This window comes from Hymenobacter metallilatus (assembly GCF_003944705.1).
GTDB classification, from domain to species: Bacteria; Bacteroidota; Bacteroidia; order Cytophagales; family Hymenobacteraceae; genus Hymenobacter; species Hymenobacter metallilatus.
Genome location: NZ_RWIS01000004.1, coordinates 55,786 through 79,859, shown reverse-complemented (window position 1 = coordinate 79,859; position 24,074 = coordinate 55,786). Strand labels below are relative to the sequence as shown.

Sequence of the window (24,074 nt, the reverse complement as noted above, 5' to 3'; positions counted from 1 at the left end):
TGTAGTCTGAAATGCAAAGGTAGCTATTCAGAAATGGGCACCCAGGCACATAATTTTTTTGGGAAAAACATTGTAATTTAAGTAGGCGAACTATATTTGTGCGTCCGGCAATGCATGCAGGAAGGGTTTTGAACAGAAAATCTTCATTTCTTTTCTGCTTCACGGCCAGCTATTTTACCTAATTGCATGCGGTGCAGGCCGTATTATGAAATTCCTATCTTTGCCCGCTTATTCCCCTTCTCCGGGATTCATTTTGTGGGTTGAGTGTGCTACTAACGACCAGTTATTTACGTGTAGTCGCACATTTTTGCCCACCACCCCTCAACCCTGAGGCGGGTTTTCAGTATAAGAGGCAACTCTTGAAAATCCGCGTTGCGCAACCGGCGCTCTGGGTATTCTCTCCTCCTTTGCAACTCCTTATTTCCCTAACCCCTCCAACATGGACAACTTAGTCAGAAGGTTATTGAAAGCCTCGTGCGCCTTCGCGCTTACGGCTGCTGTGGCCCAGCCTGCCCTGGCTCAGAGCACACGAAAGCAACTGAAGACTGCCAATAAGTACTTCGGGCAAGAGAACTATCGGGCCTCGTTGCCCTTCTACGAACAAGTGCTGGCTAAGGAGCCGAACAATGCTCAAGCCCTGTTCCGGGCGGGTATTGCCTATATGTCGTTTGATAAAGAGAAAGCCAGCGACTACATCTATAAGGCGCAGCGCCTGAAGAAAAACGTATCCAAGGACGTAGAGTACTGGCTGGGCCGGGTAGACCACCTGAACTACAACTTCGACGAAGCCATTTCGCACTTCCAGGCCTACAACGCCACCCTCAAGAGCAAAGACACCCGCAAAAAGGAGCTGGCTCAGCTGATTCAGCACAGCAAGAACGCCAAGGTGCAGTTCAACAGCCCCAAGGATATCTTCGTGAAAAACCTGGGCCCCACCATCAACACTCAGTGGTCGGAGCACAGCCCGGTTATTTCCGCCGACGATAAAGTACTGCTGTTCACTTCCCGCTCCGACGATATGAGCAATGCCCCGGCCGTTGACCCGGATGGCAAGGTGAAGGACAAAAACAAAATTGCCGCCGACGGCCAGTACTACGAAAACATCTACGAGGCCAAGCGCATCGACGATGAGAACTGGGAAAAGCCCCGCTCCCTGAGCGGCGTACTGAACGGCAAGGGCCACGACGCTTCCATTCAGGTGTTCGATAACGACACTAAACTGCTCATGTACCGCAACGACGAGAACGGGGACATCCTGTACTCGGAGAAGTCGGGCGCTGATTGGACTGAGCCCAAGAAGCTGAACAAAAACATCAACACGGCGGCTTTCGAGTCGGACGCTTTTATTACGCCCGATGGCCTAACGATTTACTTCTCAACCAGCAAGTACTCGGAAGATAACACGCTGGATATCTACTACTCCACCCGCCAGCCCGGCGGCGACTGGGGCCCGGCCAAGACCATTGGGTCGGCCATCAACACGCCCTACGACGACGACAGCCCTTACCTGAGCCGCGACGGTAAAACCCTGTACTTCTCGTCGCGCGGCCACAACACAATGGGCGGCTACGATATTTTCAAGTCGGATTGGGATTCGGTGGGCCGTAAGTGGAGCCGCGCCGAGAATATGGGCTACCCCATTAACACCCCCGACGACGACACCTACTACCGCCTGTCGCCGGATGGCTCCTACGCTTACCTGTCGTCGTACCGCATTGGGGGCTACGGGGAGAAGGACATCTACACCATCAACTACATAAAAAACGCCATTATCCGCGGCCGGGTGCTGAGCGAGCGGGACAGCACGGTGATTCCGGGCGCGGAACTGGTATTCAGCGGAACCCAGGCCGATAAAACGGCCCTGAGCTACCGCGACATCACCAAGCCCGTAACCGGCGACTACCAGGTAAGCGTGCTTTCGGGCCGGACCTACCAGGTAGCCGTGTCGAAGGATGGCAAGAACATCGAAACGGAAGAGTTTGCCGTGCCGATTTCGACCAACGACTCGACCACGATTACCAAGGACTTCTACGTACCGTACATCGATACCCTGAGTGGTCGTTACGCTACGCTGAAGCCGATTTACTTCGATACCGACAAGTACAAGCTGCGGCCGGAGTCGATTACGGAGCTGAACAAAATCAGCGAGATTCTGAAGGCTAACCCCGGTATCAACATTTCGATTGAGGGTAACTGCGACTCGCGCAACACGGACGAGTACAACATGGTGCTCGGCCAGAACCGCGCTGACGTGGCCTACAACTACCTGAAAAAATCGGGCGTTGCAGAAACCCGCATGGTAACGGTGAGCTACGGGGAGCGTCGTCCGGCCGCCCCGAACGATTCGCCGGAGAACATGCAGCTGAACCGCCGCACCGATTTCCGCGTGATTACCAAGGAGGGTGAAGCCGCGCCCACGCTGACGCCGCCCGCCCCAACCTCGGGTGCTAACTCCACGGGGTCGTCTTCCTCAACTTCGACCCCTACAACCACGCCGCTGCAGCCGGGCAAGAGCAAAGCCAAGCTGCCCGATGGCACCAAGGTGAAAACCAAAGTGGATGAGGACAGCGACAAAGTGAAAGTAAAAACCAAAGGCGCCAACGACGAGAAGAGCAAGACCGTGACGAAGGACGGTACCATCGACTCGAAGGCAAAAGATGCCAACGGTGAGAAGACCAAAGTGAAGACCGACAACGACTAAGCGTTGGGTTTAGCTGAAGCAAACGGGTCGGGCCAGCAGCCCGACCCGTTTTTTTTTAACATAATGCTGGGCGGGCCGTTGTAATTGGGCAATTTTGCCTGAGTTTCCTCGTTCTTCGCCCTGAGAAGTATGTCCGTAGTTCCCTACAAAGATGACGCCGCCGGCAAAAAGTCGCAGGTGGCCCAGATGTTCAATAGCATTGCCGGCAAGTATGACTTCCTGAACCACTTTCTGAGTGTGGGCACGGACATCTACTGGCGGCGTAAGGCCGTGGATGAGTTGAAACAGCTGCGGCCGGCCCGGGTGCTGGACATTGCCACCGGCACCGCCGATTTTGCCATTGAAACCCTGCGGGCCGCCACGCCCGATGCCCAGATTACGGGCGTCGATATTTCGGAGGGTATGCTGGAGGTAGGACGGCGCAAGCTGGAGCAGAAGGGCCTGAGCCAGCGCATCCGGCTGGAACTGGGCGACTCGGAGGCACTGCCGTTTCCGGATAACCATTTTGATGCCGTAACGGCCTCATTCGGGGTGCGCAACTTTGAGAACCTGGAGAAGGGACTCTCGGAAATGTACCGGGTGCTGCGGCCGGGCGGCAAGATGGTGGTGCTGGAATTCAGCAAGCCCACGGCTTTCCCCATGAAGCAGGCCTACAACTTCTACTTCAAAAACATTCTGCCGGTATTCGGCAAGTTGATTTCCAAAGACCGCGCCGCTTATACGTACCTGCCCGAGTCGGTGCAGGCCTTCCCGGATGGTCAGGATTTTCTGGCAATTCTGCGTAAAGTTGGCTTCACAACTCCTGCATGGCAACCCCTCACGTTCGGCATCAGCTCCATTTATACGGCCCAAAAGTAATGCGGCTGGCAATAGTTGCCCTAGCAATCGGGACCTTACCCTTTGGGGCACAGGCGCAAAAAAGGAGCCTAAGCAGCGCCAGCCGAGGCAAAAATGGCCAGGTGAAGTCGGTGACGGTGAACAACCTGCCGGGCTACGATGACCGGTGGCTTCACCTGGGAATGTACGTAGCTCCCAACTTCTCGCGCTATAAGCTGGAGCAGGCTGCCGGCTACCCCCGTCAGGGCGTATCGGCCAACTCGGTGGTAAGCCCTGGGGGCTCGGTGGGCTTTCTGGCCGATGTACGGCTGGGTTATTACGGGGCACTGAATTTTGCGCCCGGCGTAAGCTTTCTGACGCGGCGCATCGAGTTTAAGCCCTATGGCTACTCCCAGAACACCGCCCAGTATCCCAACGACCCCGAAACCATTGAGGACCAGGAAATCAGCACTACCCAGCTGGATTTGCCGCTGCTGTTCAAGCTGAAGTCGGAGCGCCGCCGCAATTCCCGCGTATACATTATTGGCGGCATCAAGCCCAGCTTCACCATTGGGGGGCGGAAAAAAGAAACCACCCAGACGTTGCTGGAAGCCGGCCGCTCCGACGTGGCGCTTGAGTATGGGGTGGGTATGGACCTCTTTTATCCCTTCTTCAAATTTTCGCCGGAGCTGCGCTTTTCGCACGGCCTTACCAACCTGTACGTACCCAACAACAACGACGTGTACAGCCGGAGCCTGCAGGGCATGCGAAGCAACACCGTAACGTTGTACCTGAACATCTGGTCGGGGCGGTAACCTACTCACCTACATGACGAAACTAGCGTTTATTACCGGTGCCTCATCGGGTATTGGAAGAGCTACGGCCCTGGCCCTGGCCGAGGCGGGCTTCCGGCTGGTGCTGGCCGGCCGCCGCGAGGAGCGCCTGCAGGAATTGGCCCGGAAGCTAAGCCACGTGCCCACGCATCTGCTCACATTTGACGTGCGCGACCAGGCCGCCGTGGAGGCCGCCATCAACAGTCTGCCCCCTGACTTTCAGGAGGTGGATGTGCTCATCAACAACGCCGGCAACGCGCATGGGCTGGCGCCTATTCAGGAGGGCAACCCCCAGGACTGGGATGATATGCTGGATGGGAATGTAAAAGGACTGCTGTACGTGAGCCGGGCCGTGCTGCCCGCCATGACGCGCCGCAACACCGGCCATATCATCAACATCGGCTCCATTGCAGGGTATGAGGCTTATGCCAACGGCAACGTGTACTGCGCTTCCAAGGCCGCAGTGGCCTCACTCACCAAGTGTATGCGGCTGGATTTGCTGCCGCACAGCATCCGGGTGGCAGAGGTAAACCCCGGGGCCGTGGAAACTGAGTTTTCGCAGGTGCGCTTCAAGGGCGACACGGAGCGGGCAGCCAAGGTGTACGAGGGGTTTGAGCCATTGAGGCCGGAGGATGTAGCCGACGTAATCCGGTTTATGGTAACGAGACCCCCACACGTAAATGTGGCGGAAGTACTTCTGCTCCCCACAGCGCAGGGAGCGGCTACCACCATTCGCCGCACGTAGTGCTGATGCAGTAGAGGCGGCCGGGGGCTATCTGCTCATGAGCGGCTACCACCATTCGCCGCACGTAGTGTACCAACGCGCCTTACCTGAAAACAGCTCCTTTTGCCAGACAAAGGGAGCTGTTTTCAGGTAAGGCCGTTGGCCAGCTGCACCAGGGTAGGCGCGTGGAGGGCATGGCGGCCAGGGAAGCGAATAAGGCGGGGACTGGCTCCCAGCTGCTCCAGAAACTGCTGCTGCTGGCCCAGGCTGGCTTCCGTAATAAACTCGTCCTCAGTGCCGCAAACCAGGGTAATAGGCAGCTGGCGCAGCAACTGCGTGGCCGCCGGCAACTCCATATCGGGAGGGAAGGCACCGGCCCAGAGCACCAGATGCGCCGGCCGAAACGTGGCCTGTGCCAGCCAGCGGCCTACTGTGGCCGCCCCCTGGGAAAAGCCCAGTACGGTAATGTCAACCTCGGCAGCAGCTTGCGGCAGCAGCAGTTCCGCCAGCTGGTTAAGGTAGGCTACGTAGTCGGCAATTTCGGTCAGGCGGTCATCCTTGGTCATCCAGGTAGCGCCTACCCGGCCACCCGTGCCCTGCAGATAAAAGCGCGAGAGGCCTTCGGGGGCAATAACCACCAGGGTCGGGTCGGTGGCGGTAAGCACGGCGAAGTGGCGGATGAAGTACGCAGCCAGCTGGCCGTAGCCATGCACCACAAACCACACCCGCCGCGTAGCGGCCGACAACTCGCCCAACTGATAATAGCGTGCCGTGCGGGTAACGGCCAGGTGCTGCTCCTGCGCCTGCATCGTTACTGCGCGGGCGGCAAATCGTCGGCCGAGAAGCCGAAGGGAAGCAGGTCGGAGAGGGAGCGGAAGCGGTAGATGCTGCCATCGGGGCCCGGCAGCAGCAGCGGAATAGCCTGTTTTTGGCGGTACTCGTACTCGGCCATTACCTGCCGGCAGGCCCCGCAGGAAGTAACCGGTACAAATTCGCCGTGGGCCGGGCGGGCGGCCACGGCCATACCCATAATACGCCGCTCGGGCTGGGTAGCGGCCAGGCCGAAAAGAGCGGTTCGCTCGGCGCAGAGGCCGGACGGGTAGGCGGCGTTTTCCTGGTTGGTACCCCGAAAAATGGAGCCATCATCGAGCAGCAAAGCCGTGCCCACATGAAAGTGGGAGTAGGGCGCATAGGCATGGTCGGTGGCAGCGCGGGCTGCCTGCCAGGTAGCTGCTTCAGCGGGAGTAAGGTCGGCTTCGGAAGCCACCACGTCGACGGTGATGGTCAGGTGAAGGGGGTGGGCCATTGGAGGCAAAGAACGGCCCGGCACCGGCTGGCGGCCCCGGGTAGTGAAAAGGGGCGGTGAATGTACAACTATTTCGGCATTCCCCGCGAACGGGCTCCTGCCTGGAAAAGCAGAAAGCCTAGCGGAGCCCGGATCCGGGGTTGGCTCAATCATTTCCCCGATATTGGCGGCTGCGTTTCTATCTTCCCATCCCACCCACCCATGTTCCGTATTCTGCTGCTAGGCGCCGGCCGCTCGGCTTCTTCCCTGATTCAGTATCTGTTGCTGCACGCGCCCACCGAAGGCTGGTACCTGACCGTGGCCGATGTGCAGGCAGCCCACCTGGCTCCGGTACTGGCGGCCCACTCTGAGTATGCCCGCGCCGTACCGTTTGATGTGCACGATGAGGCCCGGCTGGAAGAGCTGGTGCCTCAGGCCGACATTGTTATATCCATGCTGCCGGCGCTGTTTCACGGGGCCGTGGCCCGGGCCTGCGTGCGGCACCGGCGCCACCTGGCCACGGCCAGCTACGTAAGCGAGGAAATACAGGCACTGGATGCCGAGGCCCGGGAGGTGGGTATTACTATTCTGATGGAATGCGGCCTTGACCCTGGCCTGGATCATATGTCGGCCATGCAGGTACTCTCGGCCATCCGGGCGCGCGGGGGCCAGCTGATGTCGTTTAAGTCGTACTGCGGAGGGCTGCTGGCCCCGGAGGCGGAGGCGGATAATCCGTGGAAGTATAAGTTTACCTGGAACCCCCGCAACGTGGTGCTGGCGGGACAGAGTACGGCCAAATTTCTGGAAAACGGCCACTTGCGCTTTATCCCGTATCAGCACCTGTTTAACCGCACCGAAACCATATCAGTACCTGGGTTTGGGGAGTTTGAGGGGTATGCCAACCGTGACTCGCTAAGCTACCGTGCACCGTATGGCCTGGAGCATATTCCCACCATGCTGCGCGGCACCCTGCGCCGGCCCGGCTACTGCGCCGCCTGGCACGCGCTGGTACGCCTGGGCCTCACCGACGATGCCGTGCACCTCACCAACCCTGCTACATTGCCGTGGCGGGAACTGGTGGAAGCCTATCTGCCCACCGGCCCCGGCGACACGGCCGCCCGCGTGGCGGAGTATCTGGGCCTGGAGCCGCAGGGAGCCGTACTGCAGCATCTGGCATGGCTGGAGCTGTTCACGGCCCGCCCGGTGGGCCTGGCCAACGCCACCCCGGCCCAGCTGCTGGAAAAGCTGCTCACCGAAAAATGGGCCCTGCACCCCCAGGATCGGGACATGATTGTAATGCAGCATCAGTTTGAGTATGAGCTTGGTGGGCAGCTGTACGGGCACACCTCCTCGCTGGTAGTGCTGGGAGACGATGCCGTGCACACAGCCATGGCCAAAACCGTAGGCCTGCCCGTGGGCATGGCTGTGCGGCGGCTGGCCCAGGGCAAACTGGCGCAGCGGGGCATAGTCATTCCAACCCAGGCGGAGCTGTACGAGCCCATTTTGGCGGAGCTGGAGCAAGACCACGGTATCCGGTTTGTGGAAGAGGAGCACCCGCTCCCAACGGCCCGCCGGCCAGTGGGCAGTTTGAGCCGCTACAATGCCAGATAAAACGGCCCCAGCGCCTCTTTAAACCAGGCTGCGTATTCCTCCGAAGCGGCTTCGTGCAGGGGCAATTCCCGCTGCTGCACTCCCCCCGGCTGGCGGCTAAAGGTAATGATGTGGCGCAGGGCTTTGCTGCCGGGGCGGTGGTGGAGTACCAGGCGGCGGCTGGGATAGAGGCCTGCCCCGGCGGCATCGAGCTCAAACTCCCGCATTTCGGGCGGGGGCAGCAGCACCGTTAGCTGGCCGGCTGCCGTGAGGAAACGGGCCGCAAAGCCGGCCAGCTCCTGAAAGGGTAGGGTATCCTCGGCGGTGTGGCGGGCGGCGGTGCGTTGCTGGTTGGGGGAGCGAAGAGAGTTGCGAAAAAATGGTGGGTTGCACAGAATATGGTCGAAGGCGGGCGGCTGGGTAGCGGCAAAATCAGCCAGGGGCATAGCGTGCAGCCTGAGCCGCTCGGCCCAGGGCGAAGCCGTGAAGTTGGCCGCCGCCTGAGCGGCAGCGGCAGTATCCAGCTCCACGGCCTCTATCCGGGCCTGTGGGGCGCGCTGGGCCGCCATGAGTGCCAACAGACCGGTGCCCGTGCCAATGTCCAGAATGCGGGATGCAGCAGTAACAGGAGCCAGCGCACCTAGTACGCAGGCATCGGTGCACACCTTCATGGCGCAGGCGGCTTGCTCTACCCGAAACTGTTTGAACTGAAAATAGGAATTTGCCACGGCTGTAGAGTTAGCCGCGCCGGCTTTCTATCAACTCGTAACCCTCGTCGGTGAGTAGGGGGCCCTGGGTAGCGCTGCGCACGGCCAGCTGGTCGCACCGTTCGTTTTCGGGGTGGCCATTGTGGCCCCGTACCCAGCGGAACTGCACATTGCGCTGCCGGTACACTTTCACAAACCGCCGCCACAGGTCTTCGTTGGCCTTCTTACCAAAATCGGGCTTATTCAGCCAGCCGAATACCCATTTCTTCTCCACGGCATCCACCACGTAGCGCGAATCGGTAACCACAGTGATAGGTAGCTCGGGGCGGTTAATGGCCTCCAGACCCACTATCACGGCCAGTAGCTCCATGCGGTTGTTGGTAGTCAGGCGAAAGCCCTGGGTCAGCTCTTTCTCATGCTGACCAAAGCGCAGAATTGCGCCGTAGCCGCCGGGGCCGGGGTTGCCCCGGGAGGAGCCATCGGTATACAGGTAAATCAAGCGGAAAAATGATAAAAACAGAAAAGCCCCGCAAGGTAGGTATTCGCAGAGTTGAATGATGAGAGTTGAGTTATGTGGCAGTCTGTCATCCGCAACTCATCACTCATCACTCATCATTCACTCTCCTTAATCAGCTGGCGGCGGTAATTGGCCAGAATGGTGGATTTCAGCAGGAAGCCCAGGTAGTGGTCCTGCAAATCGAGCACGGGTAGGGCCCAGGCGCCCAGCTGCTCCATGCAGCGCAAGGTATCCAGCAGCGTATCATCGGGGCGTACAATGGCGGGCGGGTCGGTCATCAGGTCCCGCACCCGGGTAGTAGTATAGTGCTCATCGTCGAAAAGCGCATCCCGTACGGTGTCCAGGCTTACCACGCCGTGCAGGTGGCCGGCGCTATCCACCACCGGAAACAGGTTGCGGGACGCATGACGGAAGGTGGTTACCAACTCGCCCAGCGTATCTTCGGGATGTACGGGCAGAAAGTCCGTCTGAATCAGGCTGCGCACATCCAGCTGAGCCAGCAAGCCCCGGTCCCGGTCCTGGTTTACGTACACGCCCTTCTGCACCAGCTTGCGGGTGTACACCGAATAGGGCTCGAAATAGCGGGTGATAAGATAGGAGCCTGAGGTAACGACCATCAGGGGCACAAACAGGGCGTAGCCGCCGGTAATTTCGGCAATGAGGAAGATGCCGGTAAGCGGGGCGTGCACCACCCCGGCCAGCGTGCCGGCCATGCCCAGTACAATAAAGTGCACTTCCGAAATCGGGTAGAGGCCGCTCAGGTTGATGAGGCGGGCAAACACAAAGCCGCACAAGGCCCCGGCAAACAACGACGAGCCAAACATGCCCCCATTGCCGCCCGAGCCAATAGTAATAGTGGTGGCCACCACTTTCAGCAGCATACTACCCGCCGCCACCAGCAGCACCAGCCACACACTCTCGTCGTGGAATACATCAAATAAGGAGCCATCAATCAACTGCTCGGCGTGGCCACCCAGCAGCAGCTGCACAATGTTGTAGCCCTCTCCGTACAGAGGCGGGAACAGGAACACCAGTCCGCCCAGCGCCAGGCCGCCCAGCAGCACCTTGCGGAAGGTACCGTGGAGCTGCTCAAAATACTTATCGGCCCAGAAATACACCCGAATCATGTATACCGACAGCAGGGCTGTAAACACGGCCAGCATCAGGTACAGGGGCACGGCATCCACGGGCCAGGAAGTGGTAATGAGCACGAAGGGCTGCCCGGCGTACAGAGCTTTGGAAACCACCGTGGCCGTAGCCGAAGCAATGAGCAAGGGTACGAAATACGCCGCCGACAGCTCGGACAGGATTACCTCTACGGCAAACAGCACCCCCGCAATGGGCGAGTTGAAGATGGCCGCCACGCCCGCCGCCGCCCCACACCCGGTGAGCAGCCGCCTTTCGCGCCGGCCAATGCGCAGGATGCGGGACGTGTTGGAGCCAATGGCCGAGCCCGTGACAGAAATAGGAGCCTCCAGACCCGCCGAGCCCCCGAACGTAACGGTCAGGAAGGAAGAAACCAGCTGCGAGTAGAGCTTACTACGCGGTACAATGCTGCCCTGGCGCGCAATGTTGTAGATGATGGGCCCGATGCCCCGGCCCAGGTTGCCATCCAGGAAATACCGCGTGAACAACACCGTGAGGGAAATACCGATGATGGGGTAAAAGGAGCTGGCAAACACCTGGTACTGACTCGGAACCCAGGCATTCAGCATACTCTGCGAATCATGCACCAGGGTTTTCAGCAATACCGCCGCCAGACCCGCCAGCAGCCCCACCAACATGCTTACCAAAATCAGGTAGACCCGGTCGCTCATGTGGCGCACGCGCCACACAAGCAACGGACGAAGCAGCCGGTGAATGGTATTCTGGGGCATAGGCGCGCTAAGGGTGGAGTGCAGCCAACGGGTAAGGCTGCTAACCTAACGAAAACTTCCGCAGAGTGATGAGTTATGAGAGATGAATTACGAAATGGATGTACTCATTTCATAACTCATCACCCCCGTCACGCTCCCGCCAGAGCCGGCACGCCCAGGCCGGCGCCGAGCAACTCCTGCTTTACCTCCTGCATCAGGCGGCTCTTGAGCTGCAGCACGCCCCGGCGGTAATCCTCCGCGTCGGCCCAGAAATACACGCGCAGATCGGCGGTAGTGGCCGTGGTTTTTTCCAGATTCACGTAGGGAGCCTGCGGGGTCTGCTGCACATCGGCTATGGTGCGGAGGTAGTTGAGGATAATGGTGGTAGCCACATCGGGGGAGGCATTTTCGCCCAGCTCCACGCTCACCAGAAACTCCTGGCGCAGGTTCCCGTCGCGGGTGTAGTTGATGAGGGGCTCCTTCAGTACCAGGGAGTTGGGCAGGTAGATGTGCTTGCCATCGAAGGTGCGGATGAGCGTGATGCGCAGGTTCAGTGCTTCCACATGGCCAATCAGCCCTTTGATTTCCACCGTGTCGTTGATGTGGAACGGCCGGTTGAAGGCCAGAATCACGCCGGCCAGGAAGTTCTCGGCAATATCCTTGAAGGCAAAGCCCACAATGAAGGCCGACACGCCCGCCGCGCCCACCAGGCTGCCCACAATACCCGAAAACCCGAGAATATTGAGCGCCAGCATCAGCCCCAGGCCCACCATCACCCACTTGCCAATACTGGCCAGGAAATCGGCCAGCAGCGGATCAGTGGAGCGTCGCCGCAGCCGCCCGCCCAGCAACCCACTTACGCGGTTAGCAACAAAAACAGCCACAATCAGCAGCAGCAGGGCAATAAACAGCTTGGGTAAAATGTAGAGAAACTGCTGCCAGTAAGTAGCCAGTACGCGTTGCAAATCCTGAAGCATAGGCAGGAGTGTTTAGGGCTAGAAATACGGACCAGCTTCGTAGCAGAACCGGTCAAAGCAAAGCCCCGCGGGCGGGTGCCAGCGGGGCTGTGGTAGGTAGCAATATACGTAACAAGTGTCGCCCAGGGTTAGCCAGAGGGCCTAAATTAAGGCCGGCCGGTTCATCCAGCGCCAGAATACCAGGCCCCCCAGGGCATAAGCCACCACATCCCAGGGGTCAGGCGTGTTGCGCACCACCGGGGAAGACTGCAGCAGTGGTACTACCTCAAACCATACGGAAAACACCAGCCAGGTACTGAAAATCCAGGAAGCAGGCAGTACAAACGAAGGCTGCCGAAAGTACAGGCGCCGCATCGCGCAAAGCACTAGCGTAAGCTCCAAGGGCAGCGACAGAAAATCGGCCAGGTGCGAGCGAACCACGCCGGGCAGTGGCCAGTGCGGCGACAGAGGGCCGCCGTATTTATGCAGCACGGTAATGCTATACAACACCGTGCCCACCAGAAACAACGGGTGCCGTAGCTCGACGGGTAGTCTCAGCCGGCCAGCAGGGTTATTAGCCATAGAATAAACGCCATGAGTGCCCCAAATGCCAGCTGTCCACCTCGAATGAGGTACTTGAAGAAGCGCAGCAGCGGCTTATCATCAGGCTTGATTTCGATGAGCATGATGGGCGACACCGGCTCCTGGGCCAGCCGCTCCCGCTGCTGCTCACTGCGCAGGCGCTGCGGGTCCAGCAGCTGCGCGCACCGCTCACACCGGTCGGTAGACAGCTGCTGCCAGTTGCTCCAGTAGCCGCAGGCCGGGCATTTCTTGGTGGCTTCCACTATGCTGAGGTGGTGAAGTGGTGAAGTGGTGAAAGGGAAAATGGGAAGTTGCCAGAAGACCTGTTATCCTGAGCTTGCGAAGGGCCTTATCCTGGCAAAACAACTCGTAGCAGCATACTATGACTCTTCGCAAGTTCAGGATAACAGATGAATGCTGCCTGACTACTTCCCATTTGTCCTATCATCACTTCACTTACAGCTCCATGATATCCTCGTTCCAGAGGGTAGGCTCGGCTTCGATGAATTCCTCCATCATCCGCACGCACTCGTCCAGGTCGAGGTCCACCACTTCCACGCCGTGGCTTTCCAGGAAGGCGCGGGACTCGCCAAACGTGCGCGACTCGCCCACCATCACCTTCGGAATTTTGAACTGCACAATGGTGCCGGCGCACATATAGCAGGGCATCAGAGTGGTATAGAGCACCGTGTCGCGGTAGCTGCGCTGGCGGCCGGCGTTGAACAGGCAATCCATTTCGCCGTGCTTGATGGGGTTATCCTCCTGCACCCGCTTGTTGCGGCCCCGGGCCACTAGCTTGCCGTTGCGCACCAGTACGGAGCCAATCGGAATACCGCCTTCCTGGCGTCCCTGCCGCGCTTCGTCAATGGCGGCCTGCATGAATTCATCCATGTCTTTTATTAATTGCTGGTTTCTGGTTGCTTGTTGCTGGTTGAAAGTGGGCAATCAAACCCAAACTAGCAACCAGAAACCAGCAACCAGAAACTTAGTTTACCGGGCGCAAATGCCGCGGTAGGGGCAGTACTGACATTTATCCAGGTCGTCGGTTTTGCGGATGGGCTCCTGCGGGTCCAGGATGCGGCGCACCAGCTGGCCCAGCAGCTGCTCGCTGTGCTGCACAAAATCCTGGCCGTCGGCGGTGAGGAAATTCATATCGGCCGACATGGGGCCGGCCCCGAGGTTACGTAGGGAGATGATGGCAGCATCGGCGGCGGGGCGGCCCTGTTGAGCCAGCAGAAAGCGGTACAGCCAGAGCTGCCGGACTTTATCGGCGGCGGGGGTGGCGTCGGTGAGCAGGCGCTCTACGGCCTCGGCGGGCGTTTCGCCCCGCTTCAGCAGCTGCAGGTGCGACTTTTCTACCAGCCCGGTTTTGTAGTCCACCACCCGCAGGCGGCCATCGGCAAACTGATCTACCCGGTCGGCTTTGCCCAGCAGGCGCACGGGCAGCTTCTCGCCGGTTTCGAGGGGCACAAACACGGTGGTGTGCAGCTCTTCCTCCAGCCCCTGAATCCGGAGGGGCAAAGCATCGGGCTGCTCCAGCAGACTTTCCAGGTAGCGCCGCACCAGCTGCCCGGCCACTTGGCCCAGCACGTGGTTCAGGCCTTCGTCGGCGCGGGCGTGGCGGTCGGCCTGCTCTTTGCGCAGGGCCTTTTTCACCATAATGGGCGCCAAATCGAGCAGGCCCGGAATATCAGCGGCGGTGAGGGGCGGGGCCTGGGCGTTGGCCGTAGTGCGCCGGATGGTTTGGGCGAAGGGCATCAGCAGCTCCTCCAGCGCCTCGTGTACCACCGTGCCAAAGCCATCGGGACCCAGGGCTTCCTCCACCTCCTCGTTTTCCCGGAACCGTGCAATCCGCTGGAAATAAAACTGCAGGGAGCAACTCAGATACTGGTTCAAGGCCGTGGGCGACAGGCCCCGGTCCAGCAGCTCGCGCAGAGCCAGCAGCATCCCGGCGTCTTTCTCCAGCACGAGGTCGGTGGTGACCTCACCCCCCAGCCCCCTCTCCTTAGGAGAGGGGGAGCCTGACGATACAGCAGTTGGCGGAACTGGCTTCCCCTCTCCTAAGGAGAGGGGGCCGGGGGGTGAGGTCACTGTCAAATCCAGCAGCTCCAGGGCCGGGTTCTGCAGGGCCAGGTCGTTTTCCAGTTGCAGCAGAAAGCGGCTCCGCTCGCCGGTGCGGGTGCCTTCAGCCCCGGGCAGGATGTGCAGCAGGTCGACGCGGCGGGCCCGCTGCAGCAGCCGCCAGAACTGGTGGGCGGTGGCGGCTTCGTGGTCGGCGTAGGTGGGCAGGCCGAAGGTGGTGAGCACGTCGTAGGGGAACAGGGAGCTGTGGCGCTTGGGGGCCGGCAGCACGTTCTCGTTGCAGCTCAGGATGATGACGTGGTCGAAATCCAGGGCCCGGGTTTCCAGCAGGCCCATTACCTGCACCTCGGCAATGGGCTCCCCGCTGAAGGGCAGGCGGGTGTTCTTCATCTGCTCGTACAGGAACCGCCGGAATGAGCGCACCGACAGCCGCTGCTCCCGGCAGTCGAACACCGATTCCAGCCGCTTCACCAGCGTGAAAAACAGGTACAGGTACTCCGCCTCAATGGCCGAATGCTGGTCCTGGTAAGCCTTTTTGAGCAGGTCGATGAGCGTATAGCAGGCCCGGATGATGTCGTCGCAATTGTTCCAGGTGGCAAACAGGGCCGTGAGCAGCGGGTGGCCCTGGCCCATTTCCACCAGCTCCTCGGCCGTGAGCAGCACCGCGTGGCGCTTGATGATGGTGCGGCACACCTGGTCGAGCAGGCCGGGGTGCTCGGCATCGGGCTGCTTATCGAGCCACTGCTGGTAGCGCCGCAGAAACGGGTGCTGCAGCAGCTTGCTCACGGCCAGGTGGTGGTAGCGGGGCACGCCGTAGCCGGTTTCCTGGGAGCCTTCCCGCACGCCCGTCAGGTGTACCTCAAACAGCAGATCCACCAGGTTGAACAGGGGCGTGCTCTGGAAGTTGAGGCCCATGGTTACGTTGTACTCGGGCACTTCCTGGGGCGGCAGGCCGTGCAGCACCGGCAGCAGCAGGGTTTCGTCGGGCAGTACTACGGCCACGGTGCCGGTGGGGTGCAGGCGGCGGGCCTCGGCCAGCAGCTGCCCGGCCACCTTGCCCTGCATGGAGGCGTTGGCCATGCCCACCAGCCGCACCGTGCGCGGCAGCTGCCGCAGCAGCTCGGCCGCCCCCCCGAAGTTGTCCCAGGGCAAATCCAGGCGGTCCTGGTACTGGCGCAGGTGCTGGCCGGCGCGGTTGGGCGAGCCTTTTTCCAGGTAGAAGGCGTCGCCATCAAACTGCACCTCGGCCCGCCCCACCTTGCGCAACCGCCGGATCAGCCGCTCTTCGGCCTTCGACAAAAAGCCCAGCCCGATAAACACGTGGTAGGGCAGGGTTTCGCCGGCTTCCAGCCGCTCCCGCACCCGGCGCTGGGCCAAACGGTAGGCCAGGCCGGGGTAGGCCAGGCGGTCCTGGCGCATGCGCTTCTGCAGGCGGTAGTACACTTTCTGCAGGTCGTCCCAGAAGCGGAAGTAGGCCGTAGTGCTGCTCTGGGGCGAAAATTCAGCACCCAAATCCCAGCGCTCCAGGGCCTTGGCCTGGCTCAGGTACTCGAACACCTTGCGGGGCGAGGCCAGGTTCTGGTCGAGGCTGGAAAAGTCCTGCAGGAGCAGCGCCGACCATCCCACGAACTGGTCGAATTCCAGCCGCGGGTCAATGTCGCGCATGATTTCGAACAACAGTAGCTGCAGGGCAATGGGCTCCTCCACCTGCACGCCGGCCAGCTCCACCATGTAGTCTTCCATGGCCGCAATGCGCGGGCTCCACAAGGCCTGCCCGGCCTCAGCGGCCAGGCTCAGCTCGTTCTGCAGGTATACCACCGCCCGCCGCGTGGGCACCACTACTACCAAATCCGACAGCTCGCCCGAGGCCCCGTACCGGCCCACCAGCTCCCGGGCCATACGCCTGAGAAACGGCGTGGCATCGGGCGCGGGCAGCACGGGGGAAAGCGGGGCGGGGATGGAGGGAGCGGTAAGCATAGAGGGTAAAGATACGGTGGGTTGATGGTGGAATGATTTGTCAATTCAGGGTGAGTATTTTGCGAGTAGTTATATCCTCTTGGCCAGAATAGACGTGCCGTATGCCCCCTGTTTTCAACGTTCAGCAATCCATTCAGCTCCCGCCACCTTCGCGCCCTACTCCGTGGGTGGAACAATGGCAGAATATCTTACTGCTGATAGTAGCCGCTGTTCCGGTAGCCGCGTTGCTGCTGGTAGCGGGCTTAGCGGTCGGGGGCTGGTTTTTGCTCAAGGTAGCTTTGCAGAAACTTTGGCTGTCAGTCGGGCGGCTGTTTGGGTATCAACCGCCGCTGCCGGCCGTGCCGGTGCCGCCAGCGCCCAGCGAGATATTCTGTACTCCCCAACTGCGCCTGCTGGTTACTGAAGAAGACTAGGAAACGGAGGGTAAGGAATTCAGAGAGTGGATTGACTTATGGGGGGAGCTGGAACACGAGTTCGGCCGGTACCCCGGCCTGTTCCGCCTGCACACTGAGCCCGAAATTCCGGGCCTGCACAAGCAGCTAATTACTGACCTGTGCCGCCCGGATGCAGCCGGCGTATTTCTGCAGCTGCTGGAGCCCCGGCCAGGCCAGCAGCCGACCGGTACCTCCTGGCTAGTATACTTGGAAGCTGCCACCCGGCAGTGGCAGCGGGTGGCGGAAACCACGGAGTTTTACCTTCTGCCTGATGCCGTTGGGAAGCCCTACCAGTTCAGCGGTATTCAGATTGGGGGCGGACAACTGACGCTACAAGCCTACCCCGCTGAGTCAGCCGTCTAATGTCCTGGCACCGCTGCCTCGGCCGCTGGCACGGAGGCTTTGGCGGGCTCCTGGTAGTGGCGCAGGAAACGGAACACCAGCACCAGGCTAATGCACGTCAGCACGGCCCCGGTGAGGAAGGCGGCGCCCGGAAAATGCACGGGGGCTGTAGCTCCGGTAAAGTAGGAGAACAGATTGGTCATCAGGGGTGGACCGATAATGGAGGTGAGGCTTACCAGGCTGGTAAGCGCCCCCTGCAGCTCACCCTGCTCGGTGGGCGGCACCTGCCCGGACATGATACCCTGCAGGGCCGGAATGGCAATACCGCCCAGGCAGTAAGGCACCAGGAAGGCGAACATCATCCAGGGTTGGCCGGCAAAGGCAAACAGCGTGAAGCCCAGAGCGTAGAGCCCCAGCCCCAGCAGCACCGAGCGTTTGTTGCCCAGGCGTGGGTTGATGTACCGAATCAGCAGACCCTGCACCAGGGCCGTGAGCAGGCCCACCGCCCCCAGGGAGTTGCCTACCTGGTCTTCGTTCCAGTGAAACCGGTACATGGTAAAGTACGACCAGGTGCTCTGGGTGGCGTGGGCCGCCACGTACAGAAACACCAGCGACGTAATCAAACCCAGAATAACCGGGTACTTGCGCAACTGCCGGAGCGAGCCAATGGGGTTGGCCCGTTTCCAGTCGAAGGGGCGGCGGTTTTCCGGGGCCAGGGATTCGGGCAGCACGAAATAGCCGTAGAGCCAGTTGAGCAAGGTGAGGCCGGCCGCCGCCAGGAAGGGCACCTGCGAGCCAAAGTGAGCCAACTTGCCCCCCAGCACCGGCCCGATGATGAAGCCCAGCCCGAAAGCGGCCCCAATCATGCCGAAATTCTGGGCCCGGTTCTCCGGGGTACTGATATCGGCAATGTAGGCCGAGGCCGTGGTGAAGCTGGCCCCGGTGATGCCCGCCACCAGCCGGCCCACAAACAGCCACCCGATGCTGGGCGCAAACGCCAGAAACAGGTAATCGATGCCGAAGCCGAACAGTGCCGTGAGCAGCACCGGCCGCCGTCCGTACTGGTCGGAGAGGTTGCCCAGCACCGGCGAAAACAGGAACTGCATGGCGGCAAAAGCAAACAGCATCCAGCCCCCGTAGCGGGCCGCATCGGAGAGGGTGCCGCCCGTTAGCTGGGTTATAAGCTTGGGCAGCACCGGAATGATGATGCCGAAGCCAATCACATCGAGCAGCAGCGTCACGAAAATGAAGCCAAGCGCAGCTTTGCGGGGAGCAGCCATAGAGCAAAAGGAAAGGAGGTGGCTGCAAAGGTAGCGTGCAGCAGGCGCTTCGTGGTTGCTTATTTTTGGGAATTTACTAAAAAAATTGGCAGAAATACGCGGCCGTTTTCGATGGGCCGGGCAGGCCCCGGAAATTTTTGGCCCCTTGGCGTAGCTACCTGCCTTTTGGGTGGTACATTGCGGGAATTTGTCGGCCAGGGTTGGCCGCTTTCTTAGTCAGATTATCTATATGAATACAGTGCTACGCTCCGTGTTATTGGCGTTGGGGCTGCTGGCCGTCGTGCCGGCAGGGGCCCAAACATCCGCTACCTCCCTCTCTTCCCGTGTGGTATATGCTTCGGCGTTTGAGCAGGCTGCTCTGGCGCCCCAAACGCCCCGCACCGAGGCGGAATATCTGGCGCAGCTGCTGGCCGTGAATCCGGCCAGCACCACGGCCACCTTGCAGCAGGCCGAAGGCCGCCTGAGCGAGCTGTACGCCCAGCTTGATAAGGAAAAGATTGGGACAAAGCCCCTGGCCCGGCAGGTCCGCAGCATATTCGAGCTGGCTCATCAGCGCTTCCTGACAAAATATGAGGATGCCGCCACCTTCGACCGCACGGTGCAGAGCGGCGTTTACAACTGCGTGAGTGCGTCGGCGCTGTATGCGCTTATTTTCGAGCACTACCACATACCCTACGCCATCCGGCAGAAACCAACCCACGTGTACTTGGTGGCCGACCCGCAGGCGAGCAACATCATGGTGGAAACAACGGCACCCACCTTCGGCTACTTTTTACCGGATGCCAAGTTCAAAAAAGCCTACGTCGACTATTTGGTTGACAGCAAGCTGGTTAGTCAGAGCGAGGTGCAGCAGCAGGGCCTGGAGGAAATTTTCAAGCAGAAGTTTCAGGCCGACAAAACCATTTCTCTGCCGCAGCTGATTTCGCTGCAGTACTACAACCAAGGAGTGCTGGCGCTGCAGGCCGACGAAGACGAGAAAGCCTACCATGCGCTGAAAAAGGCGGAAAAGCTGTTTCCGGCCACCGAAACCAACTACCTGCTCACCCAAAGCCTGGCCGCCCGCCTGGAGGGCAACGGCTACAACAAGTTGGAAGACGTGCAGCTGCTGACGGAGTTCTACGCCCGCCAGCCCGCTACCAAGTACCGCGACGAATGCGTGAATGCCTTCAAAACCATCACGCAGAAGTTTCTGCTGGAGCGCGGGGATACGGCCATGTACCGCACCATGTACGGTACATTTCTGGGTAGCGTGTCCGACACCAGCACCCGCCACTCGCTTTCCTACGTGTACTACATGCAGCTTGGGCGGATGCTGGCCATGCAGCAGCACACCGAGCAGGCATTTCCGCTGCTTCTGCAAGCTTTTCGCTACAACCGGGTGAGCCCGGAGCTACAGGGACTTATCAGCGCGGTGGTGCAGGATGAGATTAACGTGCACCGCAACTCGGTGGGTCTGTTGCAGCGCCTCGACAAATACAGCGCCGACTACCCCTTTCTGCGCAGTACGGCGCCCATGCGTCAGGCCTACCTGTACAGCTACGCCCGGGCCGCTTACGACGCCTTCATGGGCAATAAGCGTGCGGAGGGCAAGAAATACCTGACGGCCTTCGAGCAGGCCTACGCCCGCAAGGAGGCCACTATTGATGCCTCGCAGGTGGCTACTATCTATCTGGCCGCCAGCATTGCCTCGGGCAAAGCCAACGACCTGACCGGGGCCCGCGCCTACGCCCGCAAGGGCCTGGCTTTTGAGCCCACAAACCCCGATTTAAAGCGGATTGCCAGTATGAACTAGCGGTTGGTTTGTGCAGAGAGATAAACCAACAAAAGCCAGCGCCTGGTAGTCAGGCGCTGGCTTTTTTTCTCACTACTCCATGGCAAGTGGCCTCAGGCTTCCCACTCCTGCACCTGCTGGGTGTCGAAGTAGTACAGCACGCAGCACACCTGCTCGAAGCGCAGCTGCCGGAACAGCGTGGCGTAGCGCTGCAAAGCCTGGCGGTGGCCGGGGTGGGGCGGGGGTAGCTTGAAATCAATAAGTGAGACGCGCTGACCCTGGCCGCCGGGCAGAGTTTCAAACACAATCCGGTCGGGCTTGTAGTCCTGCTTGCGGGTGCCGCCCACCAGAATTTCCCGCTCGGCCTCAGCCGCCACCTGGGGGCTGAAGTAGTGGGCCATGCGCGGGTTGCTCACCACCTCGCGCAGCCGTTCCAATAAGCCGGTCCGTTCCCGGGTACTGATGAGGCCCTCGGCTACCAGCTGCCCGGCCACGCGGTCCACGTCGTCGGCCTGCTTTACGCGGCGCAGGGCGTAGTGCAGGCGGCGGTTCCACTCGCGCTGCTCCTGCTGCTCGTCGAAGTCGAACACTGTGTTGGCGTGCCGTTTCAGGCGCAGGCGCTTTTCCCAGGGCGTGCTGGTGAGGTTGGTTAAGGGTAGTTCGTTGTTCGTTGTTGGTTGTTCGTTGTTTGGAGTGGAACCGGCCTCGTTGGGAGCTTGCAGCTTGGAGCTGGCCGCTTGCTGCTCAGCCGTTGCCGCTTGTAGCTTCGGGGGGAGCTGGCCGTGGGCGTCGGCCAGTACGTAGGCCATCTGCTCGTCGTGCCACTGGTTGATGCTCAGCAGGTAGCGGTGCAGCAGCTCGGCCACGGTGGCGGCGGGCTTGTCGGTGGGGGCGTCGTCCTTGCTGGCTTTGGAAGGTTTGGGCTGGCGGCTGATGAGGTAGAGGCGGTAGCGCGGGCGGGTGAGGGCCACGTACAGCGTGTTCAGGCCTTCCAGGAAGGTTTTTTCCACTTCCTCGGTGTACTGCTCCGCCAGGGGCGTGTGCTGCAAATCCTGCTTCAGGCTCACCACGGCCACGCCGGGCATTTCGGCCACGGGCCGGTCGGCCTCGGCGGGCAGGCGGCCCCAGAGCAGCGTATTGAGGTGGGGGCGCAACGACCAATCGGCAAACGGCACAATCACCACCCCGTAGGCCAAACCCTTGGCCTTGTGCACCGTGGTGATGGTAACGGCGTTGCGGCCGGCCGGGGCATTGATGCTGAGCGTGCTCTTTTTCTGGTCCCAGTAGGCCAGGAAGTTGTTGAGGTTGTTGCCGAAGCGCAGGCTGTACTCCAGCGTCAGGTCCAGAAACCGGAACAGGTATTCCCGTTCCTGCACCCGGTTCAGTAGCCCCAGCAGGCCCACCAGTCGCTCGGTCAGCTCGTAGAGGCCCAGGTTGCCGGTTTCGCGCTCCTGCACGTCGTAGCCCAGGGCGCGCAGCTCGTCCCAGAACGGCTGCACGCTCTCGGCATTGGCCAGGGCGGCGTGGTGGCGGGCCCGCTCGGGCGCGGGGTCGAGGCCACGCACCACCCGGTCCACCAGCAGCAGGGCTTCGGCCCGGGCCAGGGTATCGGCCGGCTGGTTGAGCACCCGGAACAGGGCCACCAGCAGGTTCACTACCTCGGCAAACTCCAATGACAGGGAATCGGCCGAAATAATGTCGTAGCCCCGCTCTTTCAGGAACTTGGCCGTGCGCCGGCTGCTCTGGCGGGTGCGGCAGAGTACGGCCACGTCGTACAGGGCGAAGCCGTCGGCCACGGCCTTTTCCACCAGCTGCAGCGTCAGGTACAGGGTGCTTTCGTCGTAGTCCAGCGTCTGGCCCACCAGGTAGCCGGGTAGGGTTTCGGGCGTGTACGTGCCCAAAGCGGCATCGTAGCGGCAGGCGGGGGCGTCGTTATCGGTGAACAGCAGCTCCACGTGGGCGTTGGCCGGGGCGTTGGCCGGAGCCTGCTGCACAAAATCAGCATCGTAAATGCCCTGCACCAGCGGCAGCGCGGCGTGGGTGGCGCTGATAAACCGGAACAGCTCGTTGTTGAACTGGATGATGGCCGCGCCCGAGCGGTAGTTGGTGCTCAGGTTGCGGGATTCCAGGGCCCCGTCGATGGTGCGGTAGCGCTCCGTCAGAATCCGGCGCAGCTCCTCGTCGGCCACGTGCTGGTAGAGGTGCTTGGTCTGGCGCTGGTACAGGCGCAGAATCTGCTCCATCTCGCCGCCCCGCCAGCGGTAAATTGACTGCTTGGCGTCGCCCACGGCCAGGCTCAGGTTGCCCTGGCCCAGGGCGTTTTCCACCAGCGGCAGCAGGTTGTTCCACTGCAGCACCGAGGTGTCCTGAAACTCGTCAATCAGCAGGTGCTGGTACCGGTCGCCCAACCGCTCATACAGAAACGGCACCGGCTCGCGCAGCACAATGCGGGCAATCCGGCGGTTGAACTCAGCAATCAGCACCACGCCCCGGTCGCGGCTGATCTGGTCCACGGCCTTGCTCAGCTCACTCAGCAAGCTCACCTGAAATACGTAGGGCAGCATCCCGGCGGCCAGCAGGTAGGGTGCCAGCAGCCGCTCGCGCTGCTGCTGCAGCTGCCGGAATATTTGCTCCAGCGTGGGGGCGGCGGAGTCCACAGCCTCCCGTAACGGCCCTTTTTTGGATTTGGCGCTGCTCCAGTCGCCCGACTCCAGCGGTTTCAGGGCAGTGGCCGTGGGAAACTGCCCGCCGGTTGCCGGCAGTTCCAGCCAGCGCCGCCAGTTGCTGAAATGGCCGTACACGCCGTTGGTGCCGCCGTTCAGGTGTTCGGCTTCCAGCCCGTGCTGCTCCAGGGTTTCCAGGGCCAGGGCGGCAGTTTGCTCTACCAGTAGTTCGATTTCCTGCTTGCGCTGCCGCAGCCCTTCGTACAGACGGCGGTGGTCCTGCAGGCTCAGCTGCTGCAGCTGCTCCACGGCCTCATGTACCGGCTCACTTAGCAGAAACTGCCCGAACTGCACCAGCTCCTCGGGCAGGTTATTCCAGCTGCGGCCCTCGTCGGCCTTGTTTAGGGCAAAATCGGAAATGGTTTTCGACAGCAGCGCCGAGTTGGGGTCCCGGTTCACCTTGTCCAGCAGCACGGCCACGGCGTTTTGCAGCACGGTGGCGCTGTCCAGCTCCACCTCAAACGTGGCCGGCAGCCCCAGCTCCCGGGTGAAAGCCGTGACGATGCGCTGCACAAACGAGTCGATGGTGCTCACCGCAAAATCGGCGTAGTGGTAGAGCGCCAGCCGGAACGTGGCCGTGGCCCGCTGCTGCAGCACCTGCTGCCGCTCCTCGGGCGTTTCCAGGTGGGCCAAAGGGCCTTCCTGGGCCAGCTCGTCGGCAATTTCCGTCAGCAGCCGGTCGGAGCCGCCGGCGGGCAGGCGGGCAAACCGCCGCAGCGCCCCCAGAATCCGCTCCTTCATCTCGCCGGCCGCGTCGTTGGTGAACGTAATGGCCAGAATAGTCTTGAAGTACGCCGCGTCGTCGGTGGCCAGGGCCAGCTTCAGGTATTCCTTGGTAAGCTGGTAGGTTTTGCCGGAGCCGGCCGAAGAAGAGTAAATGCGGAAGGAGGGGGGCATT

General features: G+C 60.9%; 19 protein-coding genes. 7 read left to right on the top strand and 12 right to left on the bottom strand.

Translation table 11 applies throughout. From position 1 onward, the window contains the following. The first annotated feature begins 439 nt into the window (after nucleotides 1–439). The 4 genes from EI290_RS07795 (at nucleotide 440) to EI290_RS07780 (ending at nucleotide 5,095) form a co-directional block, all read left to right on the top strand. Nucleotides 440–2,701, top strand: coding sequence for an OmpA family protein (locus EI290_RS07795; protein WP_246008888.1), 2,262 nt, complete (start codon nucleotides 440–442; stop codon nucleotides 2,699–2,701). A 129-nt stretch (nucleotides 2,702–2,830) separates the two neighbouring features. Then, complete coding sequence (ubiE, locus tag EI290_RS07790; RefSeq protein WP_125428418.1) at nucleotides 2,831–3,559, top strand: bifunctional demethylmenaquinone methyltransferase/2-methoxy-6-polyprenyl-1,4-benzoquinol methylase UbiE; 729 nt, start codon at nucleotides 2,831–2,833, stop codon at nucleotides 3,557–3,559. Further along, a complete protein-coding gene (gene porT, locus EI290_RS07785; RefSeq protein WP_125428416.1) occupies nucleotides 3,508–4,332 on the top strand; it encodes a type IX secretion/gliding motility protein PorT/SprT in 825 nt (274 codons plus the stop codon). Before ubiE ends, porT begins: the two co-directional genes overlap by 52 nt. Nucleotides 4,333–4,345: 13 nt before the next feature. Then, entirely contained in the window at nucleotides 4,346–5,095 is a 750-nt protein-coding gene (locus EI290_RS07780) for an SDR family NAD(P)-dependent oxidoreductase (protein ID WP_125428414.1), read from the top strand. 125 nt (nucleotides 5,096–5,220) lie between these two features. Here EI290_RS07780 and EI290_RS07775 read toward each other — a convergent pair whose 3' ends face one another. Both EI290_RS07775 and cdd read right to left on the bottom strand, forming a co-directional pair. After that, a complete protein-coding gene (locus EI290_RS07775; RefSeq protein ID WP_125428412.1) occupies nucleotides 5,221–5,883 on the bottom strand; it encodes an alpha/beta hydrolase in 663 nt (220 codons plus the stop codon). A 2-nt stretch (nucleotides 5,884–5,885) separates the two neighbouring features. Beyond that, complete coding sequence (gene cdd, locus EI290_RS07770) at nucleotides 5,886–6,380, bottom strand: cytidine deaminase (protein ID WP_125428410.1); 495 nt, start codon at nucleotides 6,378–6,380, stop codon at nucleotides 5,886–5,888. Nucleotides 6,381–6,581: 201 nt separating this feature from the next. Between cdd and EI290_RS07765 the strand changes: the two genes are divergently transcribed. Beyond that, nucleotides 6,582–7,970, top strand: coding sequence for a saccharopine dehydrogenase C-terminal domain-containing protein (locus tag EI290_RS07765; protein ID WP_125428408.1), 1,389 nt, complete (start codon nucleotides 6,582–6,584; stop codon nucleotides 7,968–7,970). Here EI290_RS07765 and EI290_RS07760 read toward each other — a convergent pair. The 8 genes from EI290_RS07760 to EI290_RS07725 all read right to left on the bottom strand — a co-directional run bounded on the left by EI290_RS07760 (nucleotide 7,955) and on the right by EI290_RS07725 (nucleotide 16,626). Beyond that, nucleotides 7,955–8,677 (bottom strand): tRNA1(Val) (adenine(37)-N6)-methyltransferase, encoded by a 723-nt coding sequence (locus tag EI290_RS07760; protein ID WP_246008887.1) that lies wholly within the window; start codon nucleotides 8,675–8,677, stop codon nucleotides 7,955–7,957. The genes EI290_RS07765 and EI290_RS07760 overlap by 16 nt on opposite strands. 10 nt (nucleotides 8,678–8,687) lie before the next feature. Further along, the gene (gene rnhA / locus EI290_RS07755) at nucleotides 8,688–9,155 is read right to left on the bottom strand and encodes a ribonuclease HI (protein ID WP_125428406.1); all 468 of its coding nucleotides are present in this window, start codon (nucleotides 9,153–9,155) and stop codon (nucleotides 8,688–8,690) included. Nucleotides 9,156–9,268: 113 nt separating this feature from the next. Next, nucleotides 9,269–11,050, bottom strand: a complete 1,782-nt coding sequence (locus EI290_RS07750) for a chloride channel protein (RefSeq protein WP_125428404.1) — start codon at nucleotides 11,048–11,050, stop codon at nucleotides 9,269–9,271. A 128-nt stretch (nucleotides 11,051–11,178) separates the two neighbouring features. Continuing rightward, nucleotides 11,179–11,994, bottom strand: a complete 816-nt coding sequence (locus EI290_RS07745; protein ID WP_246008886.1) for a mechanosensitive ion channel family protein — start codon at nucleotides 11,992–11,994, stop codon at nucleotides 11,179–11,181. A gap of 153 nt (nucleotides 11,995–12,147) precedes the next feature. Beyond that, nucleotides 12,148–12,567 carry a hypothetical protein gene (locus tag EI290_RS07740; protein WP_125428400.1) on the bottom strand — a complete coding sequence of 140 codons (420 nt, stop codon included), beginning with the start codon at nucleotides 12,565–12,567 and terminating at the stop codon, nucleotides 12,148–12,150. After that, nucleotides 12,540–12,830: a hypothetical protein gene (locus EI290_RS07735; protein ID WP_125428398.1), complete on the bottom strand. Its 291-nt coding sequence runs from the start codon at nucleotides 12,828–12,830 to the stop codon at nucleotides 12,540–12,542. The genes EI290_RS07740 and EI290_RS07735 overlap by 28 nt, the downstream gene beginning before the upstream one ends. Before the next feature lie 193 nt (nucleotides 12,831–13,023). Further along, nucleotides 13,024–13,458: a nucleoside deaminase gene (locus EI290_RS07730; RefSeq protein ID WP_125428396.1), complete on the bottom strand. Its 435-nt coding sequence runs from the start codon at nucleotides 13,456–13,458 to the stop codon at nucleotides 13,024–13,026. Between the two features lie 99 nt (nucleotides 13,459–13,557). Further along, complete coding sequence (locus tag EI290_RS07725; protein ID WP_246008885.1) at nucleotides 13,558–16,626, bottom strand: PD-(D/E)XK nuclease family protein; 3,069 nt, start codon at nucleotides 16,624–16,626, stop codon at nucleotides 13,558–13,560. A 641-nt stretch (nucleotides 16,627–17,267) separates the two neighbouring features. Between EI290_RS07725 and EI290_RS22400 the strand changes: the two genes are divergently transcribed. Then, nucleotides 17,268–17,423: a hypothetical protein gene (locus EI290_RS22400; protein ID WP_185816895.1), complete on the top strand. Its 156-nt coding sequence runs from the start codon at nucleotides 17,268–17,270 to the stop codon at nucleotides 17,421–17,423. On the opposite strand, the gene EI290_RS07715 is transcribed toward EI290_RS22400, so the two are convergent. Beyond that, nucleotides 17,420–18,682, bottom strand: coding sequence for a TCR/Tet family MFS transporter (locus EI290_RS07715; protein ID WP_125428392.1), 1,263 nt, complete (start codon nucleotides 18,680–18,682; stop codon nucleotides 17,420–17,422). The genes EI290_RS22400 and EI290_RS07715 overlap by 4 nt on opposite strands. A 229-nt stretch (nucleotides 18,683–18,911) precedes the next feature. Between EI290_RS07715 and EI290_RS07710 the strand changes: the two genes are divergently transcribed. Then, nucleotides 18,912–20,474 (top strand): hypothetical protein, encoded by a 1,563-nt coding sequence (locus tag EI290_RS07710; protein ID WP_125428390.1) that lies wholly within the window; start codon nucleotides 18,912–18,914, stop codon nucleotides 20,472–20,474. A gap of 92 nt (nucleotides 20,475–20,566) precedes the next feature. Here EI290_RS07710 and EI290_RS07705 read toward each other — a convergent pair whose 3' ends face one another. Next, the gene (locus EI290_RS07705; protein WP_125428388.1) at nucleotides 20,567–24,073 is read right to left on the bottom strand and encodes a UvrD-helicase domain-containing protein; all 3,507 of its coding nucleotides are present in this window, start codon (nucleotides 24,071–24,073) and stop codon (nucleotides 20,567–20,569) included. Nucleotide 24,074 lies beyond the last annotated feature (1 nt).

Coding starts and splice junctions, on each gene's coding strand:
- EI290_RS07795 (WP_246008888.1), top strand. CDS start 440: ATGGACAACTTAGTCAGAAGGTTATTGAAAGCCTCGTGCGCCTTCGCG.
- ubiE (WP_125428418.1), top strand. CDS start 2,831: ATGTCCGTAGTTCCCTACAAAGATGACGCCGCCGGCAAAAAGTCGCAG.
- porT (WP_125428416.1), top strand. CDS start 3,508: ATGGCAACCCCTCACGTTCGGCATCAGCTCCATTTATACGGCCCAAAA.
- EI290_RS07780 (WP_125428414.1), top strand. CDS start 4,346: ATGACGAAACTAGCGTTTATTACCGGTGCCTCATCGGGTATTGGAAGA.
- EI290_RS07775 (WP_125428412.1), bottom strand. CDS start 5,883: ATGCAGGCGCAGGAGCAGCACCTGGCCGTTACCCGCACGGCACGCTAT.
- cdd (WP_125428410.1), bottom strand. CDS start 6,380: ATGGCCCACCCCCTTCACCTGACCATCACCGTCGACGTGGTGGCTTCC.
- EI290_RS07765 (WP_125428408.1), top strand. CDS start 6,582: ATGTTCCGTATTCTGCTGCTAGGCGCCGGCCGCTCGGCTTCTTCCCTG.
- EI290_RS07750 (WP_125428404.1), bottom strand. CDS start 11,050: ATGCCCCAGAATACCATTCACCGGCTGCTTCGTCCGTTGCTTGTGTGG.
- EI290_RS07740 (WP_125428400.1), bottom strand. CDS start 12,567: ATGGCTAATAACCCTGCTGGCCGGCTGAGACTACCCGTCGAGCTACGG.
- EI290_RS07730 (WP_125428396.1), bottom strand. CDS start 13,458: ATGGATGAATTCATGCAGGCCGCCATTGACGAAGCGCGGCAGGGACGC.
- EI290_RS07725 (WP_246008885.1), bottom strand. CDS start 16,626: ATGCTTACCGCTCCCTCCATCCCCGCCCCGCTTTCCCCCGTGCTGCCC.
- EI290_RS07715 (WP_125428392.1), bottom strand. CDS start 18,682: ATGGCTGCTCCCCGCAAAGCTGCGCTTGGCTTCATTTTCGTGACGCTG.
- EI290_RS07710 (WP_125428390.1), top strand. CDS start 18,912: ATGAATACAGTGCTACGCTCCGTGTTATTGGCGTTGGGGCTGCTGGCC.
- EI290_RS07705 (WP_125428388.1), bottom strand. CDS start 24,073: ATGCCCCCCTCCTTCCGCATTTACTCTTCTTCGGCCGGCTCCGGCAAA.